General features: G+C 64.6%; 18 protein-coding genes. 8 read left to right on the top strand and 10 right to left on the bottom strand.

Annotated features, from left to right (window positions below; genetic code table 11):
- Positions 1–85 precede the first annotated feature (85 nt).
- Positions 86–5,134, bottom strand: a complete 5,049-nt coding sequence (locus tag ACK1U9_RS22505) for a trifunctional serine/threonine-protein kinase/ATP-binding protein/sensor histidine kinase (RefSeq protein ID WP_449110197.1) — start codon at positions 5,132–5,134, stop codon at positions 86–88.
- Positions 5,135–5,372: 238 nt separating this feature from the next.
- Here ACK1U9_RS22505 and ACK1U9_RS22500 point away from each other — a divergent pair, with 238 nt between their 5' ends.
- Both ACK1U9_RS22500 and ACK1U9_RS22495 read left to right on the top strand, forming a co-directional pair.
- Positions 5,373–6,365 (top strand): response regulator, encoded by a 993-nt coding sequence (locus tag ACK1U9_RS22500; RefSeq protein WP_196174215.1) that lies wholly within the window; start codon positions 5,373–5,375, stop codon positions 6,363–6,365.
- Complete coding sequence (locus ACK1U9_RS22495; protein WP_153670629.1) at positions 6,362–6,730, top strand: response regulator transcription factor; 369 nt, start codon at positions 6,362–6,364, stop codon at positions 6,728–6,730. Before ACK1U9_RS22500 ends, ACK1U9_RS22495 begins: the two co-directional genes overlap by 4 nt.
- 125 nt (positions 6,731–6,855) lie before the next feature.
- On the opposite strand, the gene ACK1U9_RS22490 is transcribed toward ACK1U9_RS22495, so the two are convergent.
- From ACK1U9_RS22490 to ACK1U9_RS22480, 3 genes are all read right to left on the bottom strand, one after another.
- Positions 6,856–8,346 carry a YifB family Mg chelatase-like AAA ATPase gene (locus tag ACK1U9_RS22490; protein ID WP_046613733.1) on the bottom strand — a complete coding sequence of 497 codons (1,491 nt, stop codon included), beginning with the start codon at positions 8,344–8,346 and terminating at the stop codon, positions 6,856–6,858.
- 163 nt (positions 8,347–8,509) lie between these two features.
- Entirely contained in the window at positions 8,510–8,863 is a 354-nt protein-coding gene (locus ACK1U9_RS22485) for a gamma-glutamylcyclotransferase family protein (RefSeq protein ID WP_108481295.1), read from the bottom strand.
- Positions 8,864–9,130, bottom strand: a complete 267-nt coding sequence (locus tag ACK1U9_RS22480) for an accessory factor UbiK family protein (RefSeq protein WP_085602249.1) — start codon at positions 9,128–9,130, stop codon at positions 8,864–8,866.
- Positions 9,131–9,538: 408 nt separating this feature from the next.
- Here ACK1U9_RS22480 and glnK point away from each other — a divergent pair, with 408 nt between their 5' ends.
- The 3 genes from glnK (at position 9,539) to sutA (ending at position 12,014) form a co-directional block, all read left to right on the top strand.
- A complete protein-coding gene (gene glnK, locus ACK1U9_RS22475) occupies positions 9,539–9,877 on the top strand; it encodes a P-II family nitrogen regulator (protein ID WP_002555808.1) in 339 nt (112 codons plus the stop codon).
- A 46-nt stretch (positions 9,878–9,923) separates the two neighbouring features.
- Entirely contained in the window at positions 9,924–11,255 is a 1,332-nt protein-coding gene (locus tag ACK1U9_RS22470) for an ammonium transporter (protein ID WP_046613654.1), read from the top strand.
- Positions 11,256–11,684: 429 nt separating this feature from the next.
- The gene (gene sutA, locus ACK1U9_RS22465) at positions 11,685–12,014 is read left to right on the top strand and encodes a transcriptional regulator SutA (RefSeq protein ID WP_013974748.1); all 330 of its coding nucleotides are present in this window, start codon (positions 11,685–11,687) and stop codon (positions 12,012–12,014) included.
- A 173-nt stretch (positions 12,015–12,187) separates the two neighbouring features.
- Here sutA and ACK1U9_RS22460 read toward each other — a convergent pair whose 3' ends face one another.
- The 6 genes from ACK1U9_RS22460 to lptM are packed head-to-tail and all read right to left on the bottom strand — an operon-like array spanning position 12,188 to position 16,807.
- Positions 12,188–12,883, bottom strand: a complete 696-nt coding sequence (locus ACK1U9_RS22460; RefSeq protein WP_108481294.1) for an HAD family hydrolase — start codon at positions 12,881–12,883, stop codon at positions 12,188–12,190.
- Positions 12,880–13,779, bottom strand: a complete 900-nt coding sequence (gene xerC / locus ACK1U9_RS22455; protein WP_108481293.1) for a tyrosine recombinase XerC — start codon at positions 13,777–13,779, stop codon at positions 12,880–12,882. Before xerC ends, ACK1U9_RS22460 begins: the two co-directional genes overlap by 4 nt.
- Positions 13,779–14,489, bottom strand: a complete 711-nt coding sequence (locus tag ACK1U9_RS22450) for a DUF484 family protein (RefSeq protein ID WP_085602252.1) — start codon at positions 14,487–14,489, stop codon at positions 13,779–13,781. The genes xerC and ACK1U9_RS22450 overlap by 1 nt, the downstream gene beginning before the upstream one ends.
- A 13-nt stretch (positions 14,490–14,502) precedes the next feature.
- The gene (dapF, locus tag ACK1U9_RS22445; protein WP_085602253.1) at positions 14,503–15,333 is read right to left on the bottom strand and encodes a diaminopimelate epimerase; all 831 of its coding nucleotides are present in this window, start codon (positions 15,331–15,333) and stop codon (positions 14,503–14,505) included.
- A 4-nt stretch (positions 15,334–15,337) separates the two neighbouring features.
- Complete coding sequence (gene lysA / locus ACK1U9_RS22440) at positions 15,338–16,585, bottom strand: diaminopimelate decarboxylase (RefSeq protein ID WP_046613649.1); 1,248 nt, start codon at positions 16,583–16,585, stop codon at positions 15,338–15,340.
- A gap of 9 nt (positions 16,586–16,594) precedes the next feature.
- Positions 16,595–16,807, bottom strand: a complete 213-nt coding sequence (gene lptM, locus ACK1U9_RS22435) for an LPS translocon maturation chaperone LptM (RefSeq protein WP_052970498.1) — start codon at positions 16,805–16,807, stop codon at positions 16,595–16,597.
- Between the two features lie 374 nt (positions 16,808–17,181).
- On the opposite strand from lptM, the gene cyaY reads away from it, so the two are divergent.
- The 3 genes from cyaY (at position 17,182) to rnk (ending at position 18,297) form a co-directional block, all read left to right on the top strand.
- Positions 17,182–17,514: an iron donor protein CyaY gene (gene cyaY, locus ACK1U9_RS22430; protein ID WP_004575827.1), complete on the top strand. Its 333-nt coding sequence runs from the start codon at positions 17,182–17,184 to the stop codon at positions 17,512–17,514.
- Position 17,515: 1 nt separating this feature from the next.
- On the top strand, positions 17,516–17,740 hold the full coding sequence (locus ACK1U9_RS22425; RefSeq protein WP_046613648.1) for a DUF1289 domain-containing protein: 225 nt from the start codon (positions 17,516–17,518) through the stop codon (positions 17,738–17,740).
- A 146-nt stretch (positions 17,741–17,886) separates the two neighbouring features.
- Positions 17,887–18,297, top strand: a complete 411-nt coding sequence (rnk, locus tag ACK1U9_RS22420; protein WP_108481292.1) for a nucleoside diphosphate kinase regulator — start codon at positions 17,887–17,889, stop codon at positions 18,295–18,297.
- Positions 18,298–18,334: the final 37 nt, after the last annotated feature.

Below are 18,334 nucleotides of genomic sequence, written 5' to 3'. Positions count from 1 at the left end.
CCCGCTCCCACAGGAACCGTGCAGTTCTCAGGCTGTGCACTCTCCCTGTGGGAGCGGGTTCACCCGCGAAAGGGCCGGTACAGGCTTAGGAAGGATTCACAGGCAGCGTAAAGCGAATCCGGCACCCGCCCAGCTCCGACACCAGCGCCTGCAACTCCCCTCCATGGGCCTGCACCACCGAGCTGCAGATTGCCAAACCCATCCCCATGCCGCCGATCTTGGTGGTATGAAACGCATCGAACACCCGCTCACGCTCATCCGCAGCTATCCCCGGCCCGTTGTCGTCCACGCAGACCTCCACATCATCCCCGACCACCGCCAACGCAATCCGCAGCACCCCATCGCTGCGATACCCCGCCAGCGCCTCCAGGCCATTGGTAATCAGGTTGAACACCAACTGCTGCAACTGCACCGGGTCGGCCATCACGCTCACCCCTGCCTGCAACCGCGTCTGCACGTCCACCGTGCCCTTGGCGGCATCGGCCGAGGTCAGGCGCACCACTTCGCGGATCAGTTCGTCCAGCTTCACCGCCTTGAGTTGCATTGGCGACTGCTTGGCCAGTGAGCGCAGCGCACGCACGATGTTGGCGGCCCGTTCGCTGTCGTTGCGGATGTCTTCCAGGCCAGCAATCGCCTCTTCCAGGTCGGGCTTGGCTCGCTTCAGCCAGCGCAGGCTGGCAGCGGCGTTGGAAGCTATGCCCAGCAGCGGCTGGCTGATCTCATGGGCGATGGACGCGGACAGCTCGTTCATCACCTGCAGGTGCGCTGTGCGCGCCAACTCCGCGCGGGAGCGGCGCAACTCGGCTTCCATCTGGGCGCGAGTCTGGTTGTCTTCGGCCAGGCGTGTGTAGAACTTGGCGGTTTGCAGCGACACTGCCGCCTGCGAGGCGAGGATTTCCAGCATGGCCAGGCGCTGGCTGCCGAACAGGTTCGGTACCAGGCGGTTTTCCAGGTACACCAGGCCGATCAGCACGCCCTGGATCACCAGCGGCAGGCATAGCACCGAACGGGCTTTGCGCGCCTGCAACTGCTGGCGGAAGGCCTCGGGGCAATCGCTCTGGGCATCGTTGAGCACCAGGGGCTTCTTGGTGCGCATGGTGGCGTTGATGATCGACAGCGGTGCCTGGGTCATGAACTTCTGGCAGTCGTCCATGCTCACGTGCAGCCCGGCGTCGTCAATGTAGGCGAGGGCCGCCATCTGAAATTCGGCACCGCTGACGATCAGCAGCGCACCGTGATCGGCGCCGGAGTGCTGCGTCAGTTGGCCCATCAGGGTTTCGATCAGGCCTTCGAGCAGCACTTCCTCGGAGAGCGCCCGTGCTGCCTCGATGCCGGCTTCCAGGTCGAGCTTGGCCTGGTTGGTGGCGCGGTGGCTTTCCTGGATCGGCTGAGTGCGCAGGAATGGATGCAAAGCCTCCAGTTGGTGCACCTTGCCGGTCGCACCCCAGATATGGAAACAGTCGCGGGCGATGCGCAGGTGCAGGTTGGCGCCAGAGATCAGGCCGCTGGGGATACATACCTCGGCCAGCTGTTCGTGGGCCAGCGCCTGCTCGTGGATGAAACCGGCGGCGGTGGCGGCGATCTGTGCCTGGTCGAAGCAGCGGATGGCGGCCAGGCCGTCGCCTTCGAGCTTGGCGATCACGCCTTCGATCAGCAACAGCTTGTTGCGGAAGGTGGCCGGGTTGAAGCCGGCCCAGCGGCCGAAGCGCTCGCGCAGGGCCCGTAGCTCGCGCAGTTTGTCGGCAGGGCTGCCAATGGCCTCGGGGCTGCCCAGGGCCAGGCCGCGGAACAGGTGATAATCAGCCAGGTTGATGTGCGCTGGTACCGCCCAGGTGTTGTCGCCGGCCAGTGCAAGGTTGCGCATGGCCTGCGGGATATCGCCCAGGTAGAAGTCGCCCATGCCGGCCATCAGGTACTGGAAGAATCGCGTGGTAGGCGATTTCGAGGCTGTGGCCGAGGCCGGGGAGGGCGTGCCGCTCAATTTGGCGATGAACGCTTGCTGGGCCTGCAGGATCTGCTCGATGTCGCGGTAACCGTGGCGACGCACGGTGGCCAGGCCTTGCGCCAGTTCCTCCACCACGTCCGGCAGGTAGCGGCCCATGAACAGCGAATCGGAAACCAGGTGGTTGCAGGCATAGCAGCTCATCGCCAAGTCACCGCTCACGCGCCCTGAGTCAACCGCATCCAGCGCGGTGCGGCGGGCGAACTCCATGGGCGAGGTCCAGGCGCTGACCTGGTCCAGGGCCAGCAGCGCGCTGGTCAAGTCAGCGTCGAAACCGTGCCGCTCTATCAGTTTGAGCGCAGCCAGGCAGCAAGCATGGCCATCATGGTAGGCGCCGAAGCGCTCGGCAATCATCACCCCGTACCAGGCCATGCCATAGGTGCTGCCCGGCGCGACGCCGTGCAGCAGTGACAGCTCCATGAGCTTGGCCAGGTGCAGGAAGCAGATGTCGTCCTTCACGAAAAACGATGACGACAGGGTGGCCAGCAGGCTGATGGCAACTGTCACTTCCTCCGAATCGGTGCGCTGCAGCGACTCCAGGCAGTGCCGGCCTTTCTGTTCGACCAAGGCCTGTACATGGGCATGACTGGCCTCGACCTGTTGCCAGTCGACACCTCGCACCGTGCTCATACCCAGCAGGTCCAGGCCGGATATGGCGCTGTCGATGGCCGCCTGATAGTCGCCGCGCAAGGTGCACAGCAGCGCCTGCAGGCGGCATACCCGCGCCTGGTCCAACGCCGAGCGAGCGCGCTGGCGGCATTCAGTGATGCGGGCCTCGGCCGCGATCATTCGCGACAGTTGCATGTCGCATTCGGTGGCCATGCAGGCGATGGCAAAGCCATGCGTGGCGCGGCTTTCCAGCGTTGCGCAGTGGTGCAGCAACTGCTCGGCCGTGTGCAGGTAGTCAGCTGTCTGTTCGAAAGCGCCGTTGTCGCGTGCGCGTGCTGCGGCTTCGCGTAAAAGCTGCAGGAACGCTTCGCAGTCATCCGCTGCAAACCCGCATGGGCTGGCGCGTTGAAGCTGGTTGGCAAGCTCGAACAGTGCCTCGTGCAGGCGCCCCGGCCAGGCCTTGCGCATGGCCAAGGCGATATGTGCATGCAACTTGGCACGCTCGCGCGCGGGCGTGAGAGCGTACGCGGCTTCCATCACCCGCTCGTGGGCGAAGCCCAGGCCGTTCTGGCCCGATTGCAGGAAACCCGCGCCAATCAAGGCTTTCAACGGTTCGCCGGGCACTTGAGAGAGCACCTGCTGAAGCAGGCGTTCATCGCAGCGGCTGCCCGCCGCGCTAGCCACCCGCAGCAGGTTGCGCTGCGGCTCTGGCAGGCGCGCCAGGCGGTGGATCATCAGGTCGGCGACATTGTCGGAATAGCGGTGGCGGGCCACGGCCTTCAGGCACCATGACCAGCGCATGGCCTGGGTATCGAAGGTGAACAGCTGGTCCTCGACCAGGGCCCGGAGAATCTGATTGATGAAGAACGGGTTGCCCGCCGTCTTTTCGTGCACCAGTTCGGCTACCGGCAATGCGTCCTCGACGCCGACGTGGTAGCGCTCGCCGATCAGCTCGGCCACCGCGCCCACCGGCAGGGGCCGCAGGTTCAGTGTGGTGCTGCGCACCGCTGCGGGCAGGGCAAGGGGGGGACTGCTGACTGGGGCATCATTGCGCCGGGCAAAGATCAGCAACAGATTGCCGGGCGCGTGAGCCAGCAGTTGCGCCAGCAGTTGCTGGCTGGCGTCGTCGACCCACTGCAGGTCATCGAAGAACAGCACCAGCGGCTGGCCGGGGCGGCTGAACACCTGCAGGAACTCGACGATCGCCCGCAGCTCCTTCTGCAGCGCCAGGCGCGTGGGCTTGGCCGGCAACTCGGGCAGGGGGCCGAGGACCAGTTGCAAGTCTGGCGCCAGCTTGCCCAGCAGCCGGCCGTGGCCTTTGATGCGGCGCAGCATCTCGCGGCGCAGGGTGTCGAGGTCCTGGCTGTTCTTGGCCAGCAACTGGGTGGTCAGCGCGCCGAGAATCTCGACCCAGGGCGCGTAGGGCACGGCCTGGGCAACGCCATTGCATTTGCCGGTGGCCCAGTAACCCTGGGCGTTGGCCTTGAGTGCTGCCTCGACCAGGCTCGACTTGCCCATGCCGGTAGCCCCAGTGATGAACAGGGCTTGTGGCTTGCTGTCTCGGCGCAGGGCCTTGAGCAGCAGGGCGATGGCCTTCTGCTCGGCGCAGCGGCCATACAGGCGTGCGCGGTCGGGCGTGACCGGGTCGGCACAGCCTGGCTCGAAGGCCTCCATGGATTTGCTGGCGGCCCATTGCCGTTGGCAATGGGCCAGGTCAACCGCCAGGGCGCGGGCACTCTGGTAGCGGGCATCCGGCTCTTTGGCCAAGGCCTTGGCCAGGATCCGGCTGAGAGGTTGCGGCACATTGCTGTCCACTTCGCAGGCCGCTCGTGGCTGCACGCCCGCATGCAGCTGGCGCCAGTGCTGGGTGTCGCGTCCGGCTAGCGGCAGTTCGCCCAGCAGTAGCTGGTAGAGGATCGCACCCAGCGCATAGATGTCGGTGCGTCGGTCGCTGCTGCTGCCGTGCGGGCAGACCTGTTCTGGCGCCAGGTACGCCCAGTTGCCGAGCGCGGTGCCCTGTTCGCTGATCAGCTGCGCCGGGTCGGCGTGAAAGCAGCCCAGCCGCACTCGTTGGTTGGTGTGCAGGCACACATGTTCTGGCTGCAGCGCGCCGTGTAGCACATTGCGTTCGTGGGCCTGGGCCAAGGCAGTGGCCGCGTTTACCGCAATCTCGAGAAACGGCGTCAGGGCTGCTGGGCCTTCTGCGATAAGGTCGGCGATGGAGCGGCCGGCCGGGTACACCAGTAGCGGGCCTTCGGCCGAACGCACGAACGCCGAGGGGATCACCGCCCACTCCGGGTCGAGTTGCAGGCGGTAGTCACGTTCCAGGCGCTGGCAGGCGGCGGGGGCCTCGCGCGGGGCGCGTACGGCGATCCAGGCCTGGCGGGTGGCAGGGTCGCGCAGGCGGAAGTAGCTGAGCTCACCTTCCTGGCCCAGCGCGCTGATGTCGCACCGGTTCAGCCAGCCCTCGTCGATGGACTGGTCGTAATCGATGGGCCTGTTGGCAAGGCGTTCATCGAGCATAAGGCACCCCTGCTAGCAACATCCTGACGCGCGAGTATACGCAGCGGGCCCAGCATGGATGCGGCCTGCAGCCTGCTTGGCAGGAACGGGCACGCTGTTGTCCGTTATCGTCCCCTGGGGGCTGGCGGGCTTTTGTATAGTCCTCAGGCCAACCTATCCCTCGGGATAATTGTCTGAAGGCGTACGCTGGCCTAGGCTGCCCGGGGCTGGGAGACGCCCATGCCCGCGCGAGGAAGCCATGATCCGAATAGGTAATGCCCAGGTGTCGCTGGAGCGGCGCGAAGCCTTTGTTGATGGCAAGCCGATCCTGTTGGGCGGGCGTGCCTTCGAGGTGCTGGCGACGCTGATCAAGGCCAAGGGCCGGGTGGTCGGCAAGGACGAGCTGTTCAGTCAGGTGTGGGCCGGCACGGTGGTCGAGGACAACAACCTGCAGGTGCAGGTGTCCTTGCTGCGCAAGGCCTTCGGCGACCGTGGCCTGATCCAGACCGTGCCGCGCCGGGGCTATCGCCTGGCTGCCGAGATCAGCCTCGAGGTGCCTGGCGAGGCGTTGGGCAAATCACCGTTGTGCGCCGTGGCCGACACTGTCGAGTTGTTCGATGAGCACTTGAACGTGCCGGTGCTGGTGGTGGATGACGACCCGTCGGTGCGCACGGCCTTGGGCCGTCTGCTGCGCTCGCAGGACATTCCGCATCATTTGTTCGCCAGTGCCGAGGCGTTGTTCGAGGCCCGCCTGGAAACCCCCTGTGCCTGCCTGTTGCTGGATATGCATCTGCCCGATACCAGTGGCCTGGAGGTACAAGACGCGCTGCGCCGGCTGGCGCTGCCCTGGCCGATCGTATTCATGACCGGCTTCGGCACCATCCCGATGACCGTCCAGGCCATGCGTGCCGGGGCCGTGGAGTTCCTGACCAAACCGTTCGACGAAGACCAGTTGCTGACACTGCTGCAAGCGGTGCGCACGCGTGCCGTGGCGGAAGGGCGCAGATGGCACCATGCGCGGCAGGTCGAGGAAAAGTACCAGCGCCTGACCCAACGCGAACGGCAGGTGTTCTCGCTGGTGGTTGGCGGCCTGTCGCACAAGCAGATCGCCAAGCAGATCGGCACCAGCGAAGTGACGACCAAGGTGCACAAGAAGAACATCATGAACAAGATGCAGTCCCGCTCGCTGCTGGAGCTGGTGGCCATGCACAACGTCATCGGGGCGCGGCGTGAGGGTCTGGGCGGCGCATGAGCAGAGCGGTGTGCATCGTCGACGACGATGCGTCGGTGCGCAAAAGCCTGGCCAACCTGCTGCGTTCGGCAGGCTTCGAGACCTTGTCGTTTGCTGCAGGGGACCTGTTCCTGGCCTCGGCACTGGCGCGACAGGCGGGGTGCGTGCTGCTCGACCTGAGGATGCCCGGGATGAGCGGGCTGGCGGTGCAGCGCGAACTGGCCCGGCTGGGGTGGCGTTTGCCGGTGATTTGCATGTCGGCGCATTTGGATGAAGGAACGGTGCGGGCGGCGATGGCGCTTGGGGCGCTGGTCTGCCTGGGCAAGCCATTTTCCGAAGAGGTGCTGCTGAAGGTGGTTGAGGATGCTTTGGTGGGCAGCCAGTGAGGTATTCCTGTCCCGGCCCCTTCGCGGGCTTGCCCGCTCCTACAGGGACTGCACAGGCTTTGGGCCGATGTATTCGGTGTGAGAGCTGGCTTGCCGGCGATAGGCTGCAAAGCAGCCCCGGCAATCTAACTGCTCCCCGGCCGGTACTGCAGGGACTCGGCCAGATGCGCCCGGCCAATTGCCTGGCTACCTTCCAGATCCGCCAACGTCCGCGCCACCTTCAGCAACCGGTGTGCTGCGCGCAACGATAGGGTCAGCCGTTCACATGCCCCCTCCAGCCAGGCCTGGTCCGCCGCTGCCAACCCACAGTGGCGGCGCAACCCCTCAAGGTCGAGAAAAGCATTCGCACACCCTTGCCGCCGCTGTTGCAGTTCACGTGCCTCGGCTACCTTGGCTGCCACATCGGCACTGGTCTCGCCGCAGGGCTGGTTGTTCAGCGTGGTGCTCTCCCGGGCAACCGTCAGGTGCAGGTCTATACGGTCCAGCAATGGCCCGGACAGCTTGTTGCGATACCGCGCGATCTGCTCGGTACTGCAGCGGCAGCGGCCAGTGGGGTCGCCCAGGTAGCCGCAGGGGCAGGGGTTCATTGCCGCCACCAGCTGGAAACGTGCGGGGAAACGCACCTTGTCGCGGGCCCGGGCAATCACGATCTCGCCCGACTCCAGAGGCTCGCGCAACACTTCCAGCACGCGCCGCTCGAACTCCGGTAGTTCATCCAGAAACAACACGCCATGGTGGGCCAAGGTGATTTCGCCCGGTTGTGGCCGGCTGCTGCCGCCGACCAGTGCCGGGCCGGAGGCGGAGTGGTGTGGATGGCGAAAAGGCCGCTGCGGCCAGCTACTCAGAGGCGTGTGGCCGCTGACCGACTGGATCGCCGCCACTTCCAGTGCCTCGTGCTCGTCCAGCGGTGGCAGCAGCCCCGGCAGGCGGCTGGCGAGCAAGGTCTTGCCGGTACCGGGAGGCCCGGTGAACAACAGGTTGTGCGCCCCGGCCGCCGCCAGCAACAGGGCGCGCTTGGCCGCCAGTTGGCCCTGCACCTCGCTCAGGTCCGGATACGGGCGTTGCTGCAGGATCAGGCCGTTGGCGGCATACGGCGGCAACGGCACCTGGCCGTTCAGGTGGGCGACCAGTTCCAGCAGGTGCCCCACCGCATACACCACCAGCCCGCCTGCCAGGCTGGCTTCTTCGGCATTCTCCCGTGGCACCACCAGCGCCCGGCCTGCTTCGCGTGCCGCCAGTGCCGCGGGCAGCACGCCCTGCACCGGGCGCAATTTGCCAGACAGCGCCAGTTCGCCCAGGCATTCGACCTCGGCAAGGGTAGCTGCGGGCACCTGGCCATCGGCGGCGAGGATGCCCAGAGCAATGGCCAAGTCATAGCGCCCGCCATCCTTGGGTAGGTCGGCGGGGGCGAGGTTCTGGGTGATGCGCCGCTGCGGGTAGTTCAAACCGGAGTTGACGATGGCGCTGCGCACTCGGTCCTTGCTCTCTTTGACCGTGGTTTCCGGCAGGCCGACCAGAGTGAGATGGGGCAAACCGTTGGCCAGGTGGGTTTCGACGCTGACCGCCGGTGCCTGCACGCCCACCTGGGCGCGGCTGTGGACGAGGGCTAGGGACATGGACGCTCCGTTGTCGCTGAACAGGGCCGCTTCCTGCGGCTTTGCAAGCATAGCGACGGCGGCCCGGGTCGGCGCAAGAAGTGTGCGTCCTAGTTTTTCAGGCAGGGGTTGCCCATTGCATTCTTACCCCGTTGGGTTCGTGCCTGCTGCACGCCCGAAGAACTCAGGCGCGGACATAAACCCAGGCGGTCAGGCCCGAAGCGAGGGTGACGGCCACGCGCTTGTAGTCGGCGACTTCATAGCGGTCCGCTGCCGCCAGCTCTTCTTCGCTGATCTGGAAGACCATGCCGGCCACGCTGTCGTCGGCCTGGTTGCTGGGGGTAACGATAGGGTGATGGGACTTGCCGCTGGCTGCCAGCACGGCCGGGTCGGTGATCTCGACCCAGTCCTGGCGGTAGCCCAGCATGCGGTCGGCCTGCCCGCTCAGTTCGCGGCCGAAGTTGGCCAGTTGCACGGCCTTGTCCTGCAGGGTGCCGTAGGAAAACAACAATACCGAGTAAGCGCTGGAGGGATGCATTCACTCATCCTGTTGGGTCGGATCAAGCCGGGCTTCCAGCTCGGCTACTTGTTTTTCCAATGCCTCGAGGCGTGCGCGGGTGCGCGCCAGCACAACCATCTGGCTATCGAATTCTTCGCGGCTGACCAGGTCCAGCTTGCTGAAGGCACCTTGCATCAGCAGCTTGAACTGGCTTTCCAGTTCGGCACGGGGCTGGGCTGTATCGCTGCTGAACAGGCGCGAGGCCTGGTCGCTCAGGGCATCTAGAAGGGCTTTGGGCGCGAGCATGGGGCTGTCCACTGATACTGGGAAATTGCCGGCAGTGTAGCACGGGCGAACCTGGCTCTTGATTGCTCAAGGCCGCGCCCAAAATAGTCATTCGCCCTCGCAACGCAGTTGCACGTTTTTCGAGCAATGCGCCACATCGGAGCGCACCGAAATTGTGCATGTTTCCCATGCTGGCGACTGGCCAATCCCGACTGATTCACATAACTCACTGTTTTCTGGCGCTTTGACGGAACTGGCAAGGTTTCTGCAAAGACCAGTGCGAGCCATGCACTGATGCAGTTCCTTGTGACCAGGCAGTGCGCACGCGGAGCCGGATGCCGACGACGCGTTACAAAGCCAACCGCTGCGCTTAGACTTGAGACGGGTTTGTTTTCCTGGGGCAAGTCCACCAAATCGGGAGAGAGTTTCATGAAGCTAGTCACAGCCATCATCAAGCCGTTCAAGCTGGACGACGTGCGCGAGTCGCTGTCGGAAATCGGCGTGCAGGGCATCACCGTCACCGAAGTCAAAGGCTTCGGTCGGCAGAAGGGCCACACCGAGCTGTATCGCGGTGCTGAATACGTGGTCGATTTCCTGCCCAAGGTGAAGATCGATGTCGCCATCGATGACAAGGACCTTGATCGGGTAATCGAAGCCATCACCAAGGCAGCCAACACCGGCAAGATCGGTGACGGCAAGATTTTCGTGGTGAATCTGGAGCAGGCGATCCGTATCCGTACCGGCGAAACCGATACCGACGCGATCTAAGCAGCAACAAAGCCTCACCAAACCCAACGCCCCAGGAGAAAACAACATGACTCTGCGTAAGATCGCAGGGCTAGGAGCCCTATTGTCCCTCGTAATGCCCGGGCTTGCCCTGGCCGAGGAAGCTGCCCCAGCGCTGAACTCCGGCGACACCGCCTGGATGCTGACCGCAACGGCGCTGGTGCTGTTCATGACCATTCCCGGCCTGGCCCTGTTCTATGGCGGCATGGTGCGTTCCAAGAACGTACTGTCAGTGATGATGCAGTGCTTTGCGATCACTGGCCTGATGAGCATTCTCTGGGTCGTCTACGGCTACAGCATGGCCTTCGATACCACTGGTATGGAAAAGGGCGTGCTCAACTTCAATTCTTTCGTTGGCGGGTTCTCCAAGGCGTTCCTCACCGGTGTCACGCCCTCGAACCTGACCTCGGCTGCCGCGCTGTTCCCTGAAGCGGTATTCATCACCTTCCAGATGACATTCGCCATCATCACCCCGGCGTTGATCGTCGGTGCCTTCGCCGAGCGCATGAAGTTCTCCGCGATGCTGGTGTTCATGGGCATCTGGTTCACCCTGGTCTACGCACCGATCGCGCACATGGTCTGGAGCGGTGACGGTGCACTGATGTGGGACTGGGGCGTGCTGGACTTCGCCGGCGGCACCGTGGTGCACATCAACGCCGGTATCGCTGGCCTGGTCTGCTGCCTGGTGCTGGGCAAGCGCAAGGGCTACCCGACCACCCCGATGGCCCCGCACAACCTGGGCTACACCCTGATGGGCGCGGCCATGCTGTGGATCGGCTGGTTCGGCTTCAACGCAGGCTCTGCCGCTGCCGCCAACGGCACCGCCGGCATGGCCATGCTGGTGACCCAGATCGCCACCGCCGCCGCGGCCCTGGGCTGGATGTTCGCCGAGTGGATCGGCCACGGTAAACCGAGCGCCCTGGGCATCGCTTCGGGTGTGGTCGCCGGCCTGGTCGCCATCACCCCGGCTGCCGGTACCGTAGGGCCCATGGGCGCCCTGGTGATCGGCCTGGTTTCGGGTGTGGTCTGCTACTTCTGCGCCACCAGCCTCAAGCGCAAGCTGGGCTATGACGACTCGCTGGATGCGTTCGGCGTACACGGCATCGGCGGTATCATCGGCGCCATCCTCACCGGTGTGTTCGCAGCCCCGGCGCTGGGCGGCTTCGGTACCGTCACCGACATCGGCATGCAGGTCTGGATCCAGGCCAAGGGCGTGATCTTCACCGTGGTCTACACCGCCATCGTCACCTACGTGATCCTCAAGGTGCTGGATTTGGTGATGGGCCTGCGGGTCAGCGAAGAAGAAGAGTCGGTCGGCCTCGACCTGGCTCAGCACAACGAGCGCGGCTACAACCTGTAACTGCGACGCGGTAAAAACTTGCCCGGCTTGCCGGGCATTTTTTTGCCAGATTTTTAGCATTTCCCGCACGGCAAACGGTTTATTCGACACGTTCGCGACGTAGGCGGAAATCTTACAAAACGCAGAGCATTCATGGTGCTTTGCTTTTTCTGCTGGCGCGCTAGAATGCGCGCCGAAGGGTGTTTGACGAGTAGTCCACACGCTTCGCCAGCCTTTGCTAGGCTTGCCAATAGCGTGTGGCCAGCAGGGGCTAAAGGATTTGTCAGGTCCTGCCAGGAGCAGGGCCTGCTGGGTGCCGCCTCCCATCAGGAGCGCCGACCCTAGGGCAGTGGCCTAACCCACGGCCAGTTGAATTTTCACTGGTGGCTGCCGGTCTACGGCTGCACTGGTCTATAACTAACCTGCTTTTCGCAAGTCATGAGGTAGAACATGAGCGACGACGATCTGGAAAATGATGACCTCGAAGTAGGCGACGAAGACGAGGGCGATGAAGGCCTCGAAGCGGCAGCTGATGACGGCGCCGAAGACGCTGGCGATGACGACAGCAGCCCGGCACCCGCTGCCAAGGGCAAATCCAAGGCCGCAGTCTCGGTAGACGAAATGCCGAGCATGGAAGCCAAGCAGAAGGAGCGTGACGCCCTGGCCAAGGCCATGGAAGAGTTCCTCGCTCGCGGCGGCAAGGTTCAGGAAGTCGAGGCCAACGTGGTCGCCGACCCGCCCAAGAAGCCGGACAACAAGTACGGCAGCCGCCCTATCTGAGTGGCTGATCTAAAAAAGCCCGCCGTCGCTGCGGGCTTTTTTGTGTCTGCGGGTTATGGGTTGCCTGTGCCGGCCTCTTCGCGGGTGAACCCGCTTCCACAGGGACGGCGCAGGACCTGAGGGCAGTGGTGAACCTGTGGGAGCGGGTTTACCCGCGAATGGGCCGGCCCCTGTCAGCGCCAGCGTGCGAGGATGTCGGGCAACTGCGACAGGCGCTGGATCTCGGCATCCGGCGCCTGCTCGCCTACCCAAGGCTTGCCCTGCGGGTTGAACCACACCGCGCGCAGCCCGGCACGCTGGGCGCCGGCGATGTCATCGCCCGGGTGGTCACCGATGTGCACCGCCGCGCTGGCCTCTACGTCGCCGCGGCGCAGGGCTTCGAGGAACGGCGCCGGGTCCGGCTTGCCGATGCCGAGGTCCTCGGCACACAGGGCAAAGCGGAAATAGTCCGCCAGCCCCAGCCGGCTCACGTCGGCATTGCCGTTGGTGACCACGCCCAAGGTGTAGTGATGGCGCAGGATCTCCAGCACCGGCTGAACCTCCGGGAAAATCTCCACCTGGTGGCGGGCATGCAGGAATACTTCGAAACCTTCGTTGGCCAGCTCCTGCGCATGCTTTTCGCTGTAGCCGACTTCTTCCAGGGCATGGAACAGCACGCGTCGGCGCAGGGCGCTGATGCGGTGCTTCAGGCCGGGTTCGGCTTGCACCAGGCGCTCGCGGATGGCGAACAGGTGCTCCACCGGCACGCCGCCAAGGATTGGGGCGTTGGCTTCGAGCCAGTCGCGCAACACGACTTCCGCGCTGGCAATTACCGGCGCGGTATCCCACAGGGTGTCGTCGAGGTCGAAGGTGATCAGCTTGATGCTCATGAGTCTGTGCCTTTGCTGCGTTTGGCCCGAGGGTGGGCGCTGTCGTACACCGCGGCCAGATGCTGGAAGTCCAGGTGGGTATAGATCTGCGTGGTGCCGATGTCGGCGTGGCCGAGCATCTCCTGCACCGCGCGCAGGTCCTGGGACGACTCCAGCACGTGGCTGGCGAAGGAGTGGCGAAGCATGTGTGGGTGCAGGTGCTGGCCCAGCTCGCGCTCACCAGCCGCCTTCACCCGTTGCTGGACGGCGCGTGTGCTGATGCGGTTGCCCTGACGGGTGATGAACACTGCACGGTCGCGTGGGTTGCCGATGCCGCGCAGGCGGTACCAGGCCTGCAAGGCTTCGCGGGCCTTGCGGCCGACCGGCAGCACGCGGGCCTTGCCGCCCTTGCCCAGCACCTGCACCAGGCCGGCGGCGAGGTCGAGGTGATCGAGGTCGAGGTTGGTCAGTTCGGACAGGCGCAGGCCCGACGAATAGAACAGTTCAAGGATAGCCTGGTCGCGACGGGCGATGAAGTCATCGTCGACACCGCCATCGAGCAGTTGCAGGGCGCGGTCGGTGTCCAGCACCTTTGGCAGCCGGCGTTCGCCCTTGGGCGCGCTCAGACCGCTGGCCGGGTCGTGCTGACACAGGCCTTCACGGTTGAGGTAGCGGTACAGGCCACGCACCGCCGACAGCAGCCGGGCCAGGCTGCGCGAGGACTGGCCGTGATGGTGCTGGCGGGCGATCAGCTGGCGCAGCTGCTGAATTTGCAGCGCCTGCCAACCGGCAATGCCGTGCTCCTTGCAGTATGCAACCACCTTGTCCAGGTCGCGACGGTAGCCCAGCAGGGTGTGCTCGGACACCTGGCGCTCGTTGCGCAGGTGTGCGCAATAAGCCTCCAGCTGGTGTTCCATCAGCGTACCGGGCGCAGAGTCTGGGTAACGCGTGGGACAACGCGGCCAAGTACCTCGGCAATGTAGCCAAGGAACAGGGTACCGACGCTGCTCTTGTAGTGTTGCGGGTCGCGGCTGCCGATCGCCAGCACCCCGTGCAGGCCCTGGTATTCCAGGGCAGCCACGGCGCTGGAGCCTACCTCCCGGCGCTGTTCTTCACCGAACAGGAAGGCCAGCTCGTGCTCGCGCAAGTTGCCGCTGACCGTCTTGCCGCCGCCCAGCAGGGCCCCGATGGCCTGCTGCGCTTCGGCGTTGCTCACCCAGCGCCCGACCGGCGCGACATTTTCGCCGAACAGGATCAGGCTGACGAAGGGCACCTGGAATTCCTGGCGCAGGCTGTCTTCGACTGCCATCACCACTTCTTCCAGGCTGCCGGCGTCGAGCAGGTCGAGGATCAGCCGGCGGGTCTTGTCGAACAGCCGGTCGTTGTCGCGGGCCACGTCCATCAGTTGCGACAGGCGGTGGCGCATCTCGATGTTGCGGTCGCGCAGCAGCTTGAGCTGGCGCTCCACCAGCGACACGCTGTCGCCCCGCTGGTGCGGGATGCGCTGTTCGATCAGCAGCTCGTCGTGTTCGGCGAAGAAGGTGGGATGGGCGCGCAGGTAGGCGACCACCGCTTCGGCATCGAGCTCGGCGGACTGCTTGGGTACAACCTGGGGCTGATCGGTCATGGCGGTTACTCGCTTAGAGACGAACCTGTCCTTCGTAGACGCGTACGGCCGGGCCGGTCATCAGCACGGGCTTGCCGGGGCCGGACCATTCGATGTGCAGGCGGCCTCCAGGCAGGTCGAGGGACACTGGGGAGTCCATCCAGCCCTGGCTGATCGCCGCCACGGCGGCGGCGCAGGCACCGGTGCCGCAGGCCTGGGTTTCGCCCGCACCACGCTCCCATACACGCAGGTTGGCGCGGTGGCGGTCGATGACCTGGAGGAAGCCGGCATTTACCCGCTGCGGGAAGCGTGGGTGGTTCTCGATCTTCGGGCCCAGCTGGTGCACAGGGGCGGTACGCACGTCGTCGACACGCAGTACGGCATGCGGGTTACCCATGGACAGGGCGGCAATCGAATGCACCTGGCCGTCGACTTCCAGTGGGTAGCTCAGCGCCTGCTCGTCGGCGACGAAGGGGATTTCGGCAGGGTTGAAGCGCGGCGGGCCCATGTCGACACTGACCTGGCCGTCGTTCTGCACGTCCAGTTCGATGATGCCGCTCTTGGTTTCCACGCGGATCCGCTTTTTTGCGGTCAGGCGCTTGTCCAGCACGAAGCGGGCGAAGCAGCGCGCACCGTTGCCGCACTGCTCGACCTCGGAACCGTCGGCATTGAAGATGCGGTAGCGGAAATCCACTTCCGGGTTGTTCGGCGCCTCGACGATCAGCAACTGGTCGAAGCCGATGCCGGTGTGGCGGTCACCCCATTGCTTGGCGTGCTTGGGCTGAATGTGCGCGTGCTGGCTGACCAGGTCGAGGACCATGAAGTCGTTGCCCAGCCCATGCATCTTGGTAAAACGCAGCAGCATGGGCTTACTCCGGCAGCAGGCTTTCGCCAGCGTACAATTCGGCGATGGTCTCGCGGCGGCGTACTTCGAAGGCCTGGTCGCCGTCGACCAGGATTTCAGCGCAACGGCCACGGGTGTTGTAGTTGGAGCTCATGACAAAACCATAGGCGCCCGCGGACTGTACGGCCAGCAGGTCACCTTCTGCCAGGTTCAGCACGCGGTCCTTGCCGAGGAAGTCGCCAGTCTCGCAGATCGGGCCGACCAGGTCGTAGGCACGGCCTTCGCCTGTGCGTGGCTTGACCGGGCTGACGCCCATCCAGGCCTGGTACAGGGCCGGGCGGATCAGGTCGTTCATCGCCGCATCGATGATGGCGAAGTCCTTGTGCTCGGTGTGCTTGAGGTATTCCACGCGGGTAAGCAGGACGCCGGCGTTGGCCACGATGTAGCGGCCCGGCTCGAACACCAGGGCGAGGTCGCGGTCGCCGACGCGCTCGCGGATGGCCTTGATGTACTCGGCCACCAGCGGTGGCTCCTCATCGCGGTAACGCACGCCGACACCGCCACCCAGGTCCAGGTGGCGCAGGTGGATGCCACACTCGGCCAGGCGGTCGACCAACACCAGCAGGCGGTCGAGGGCATCGAGGAAAGGCTCGACGGTGGTCAGTTGCGAACCGATGTGGCAGTCGACACCGACCACTTCCAGGTTCGGCAGCTGCGCGGCGCGCACGTAGATGGCCTCGGCATCGGCGATGGCGATGCCGAACTTGTTCTCTTTCAGGCCGGTGGAGATGTACGGGTGAGTGCCAGCGTCGACATCTGGGTTGACCCGCAGCGAGACCGGGGCAACCTTGCCCATCTCGGCGGCCACCACTTGCAGGCGCTCCAGTTCGTCGGTGGATTCGACGTTGAAGCAGTGCACACCGACTTCCAGGGCACGGCGCATGTCGTCGCGGGTCTTGCCGACGCCGGAGAACACCACGCGGTCGGCACGGCCGCCTGCGGCCAGCACGCGCTCCAGCTCACCGCCAGAGACGATGTCGAAGCCTGAGCCCAGGCGCGCCAGCACGTTCAGCACGCCGAGGTTGGAGTTGGCCTTGACCGCGAAGCACACCAGGTGCTCGGTGCCTTGCAGGGCGTCGGCGTAGCTACGGTACTGGGCCTCGATGTGGGCGCGCGAGTACACGTAGGTCGGGGTGCCGTAGCGTTCGGCGATGGCCGCCAGGCCCACGCCTTCCGCGAACAGCTCGCCGTCGCGGTAGTTGAAAGCGTTCATCTGGTTTCCTTACTGCGCTGGCGACTGCTCGGGCTCGAGCTCGGGCTCTGGCTGCTGCTCTTGTACCGGGGCCGGCTTGGCTTTTGGCTGGTGCTGGTGCGACTTGTGCGCTTTGCCGTTATCGCCGTCTTCTGGCAGATACAGCGGGCCTTTCTGGCCGCAGGCCGAAACGAGACAGGCAACAGCGACCAGCGCCGCGAGGGAGGAAATCAGGCGCTTCATGGGTGAAATCCTTAGAAATATGCAGTATTGCGCCCGAGTATACCGAGCGACCGGCGGCTTGCCTATGCAAGGGCCGGCCCGCCGGGCGGGCTATTCTTACCGCGTGCAAGGGCCCTTTCGCGGCTTGTAGGAGCAGCCTTGTGCTGCAGAGGCCGTTACTGCTGAAGAATATCCGTTGCCTTACTGGCCTCTTCGCAGCACAAGGCTGCTCCTACCGGGTACTGCATTCGCCTCAGGCCGTGCGCAATCCTTGTAGGAGCGGCTTTAGCCGCGAAGGGGCAAGTGAAGGTAGCGGCTAAACCTTTGCATTCGGCGGCAAGCGCCCGTATCTTGCCGGGCTTGCCTGTAACGCAGCCAATTTCGAGGTTCCTGCAATGAGTTTGAGTGAAGCGCGTTTCCATGATCTGGTCGACGCGACCCAACAGGCCCTGGAGGACCTGTTCGACGAGAGCGGCCTGGACCTGGACATGGAGAACTCCGCCGGCGTCCTCACCGTCAAGTTCGAAGGCGGCGCCCAGTTGATCTTCAGCCGCCAGGAGCCGCTGCGCCAGCTGTGGCTGGCCGACCGCTCCGGCGGTTTCCACTTCGACTACGACGAAGACAGCGGCAAGTGGGTGTGCGAAAAGAGCGAGGAATTGCTGGGCGAAATGCTCGAGCGCATCGTCTGGGAACGGGCCGGCGAGAAGCTGGACTTCGACGAGATCTGACATGAGCAGTACGCCGGCCCGTCCGCCCAAACCGCTCTACAGCAACGTCAGCCCCGCAGTGCCATCGCCCTGCATCAGCATTTGCCGGCTGGACGAACAGCGTGTCTGCACGGGTTGCCACCGGCATGTCGAGCACATCCGCGAATGGCGTTCGGCCGATGACGAACGGCGTCGGCAGATTTGCCGCGAGGCTCAGGTCCTGCGCGACCAGGCTAAGGCACACTGATCGAAGGGGCTTGAGTATTTACCCGGCTGTGGTAACGTCGGGTTCTGCGTCGGTGACGCCAAAGCCATCACAAACCCCGCCCTTGGGCGGGGTTTTGCTTTATCTGCATGATGAAAATCGCCTGTTCAAAGGAGTCTGACTGGATCATGAGTACCAAGCCTTCCCTCATCCTCACCCGATTGGACGTACAACGTCTGGAGCGTCTGATCGACAGCCTCGACGAGAGTACGCCGGGTGTGCTCGCCCTGCAGGACGAGCTTGACCGCGCCGAGCAGGTGGTCGGTCACGAGGAAGTTCCGGCTGGCGTGGTGACCATGAACTCGCGCGTGCACTGCCGTGAAGAAGCCAGCGGCAAGGACTACCACCTGACCCTGGTGTATCCGAAGGATGCCGGGCAGGAAGGCAACGTCTCGATCCTGGCGCCGATTGGTTGCGCCTTGCTGGGGTTGTCGGTGGGCGAGCAGATCGACTGGCCGGCCCCGGGGGGCAAGACCCTCAAGCTGAAGCTGCTGGAAGTGGAATATCAACCGGAAGCGGCGGGCGATTTCGATCTGTAAGGGCCAGGGGCCGCTTTGCGGCCCATTCGCAGCACAA

The sequence above is a fragment of the Pseudomonas sp. XP1 genome (assembly GCF_053557675.1).
Note: the sequence above shows the minus strand (reverse complement) of the source record. Positions and strands in the feature narration are given on the sequence as shown.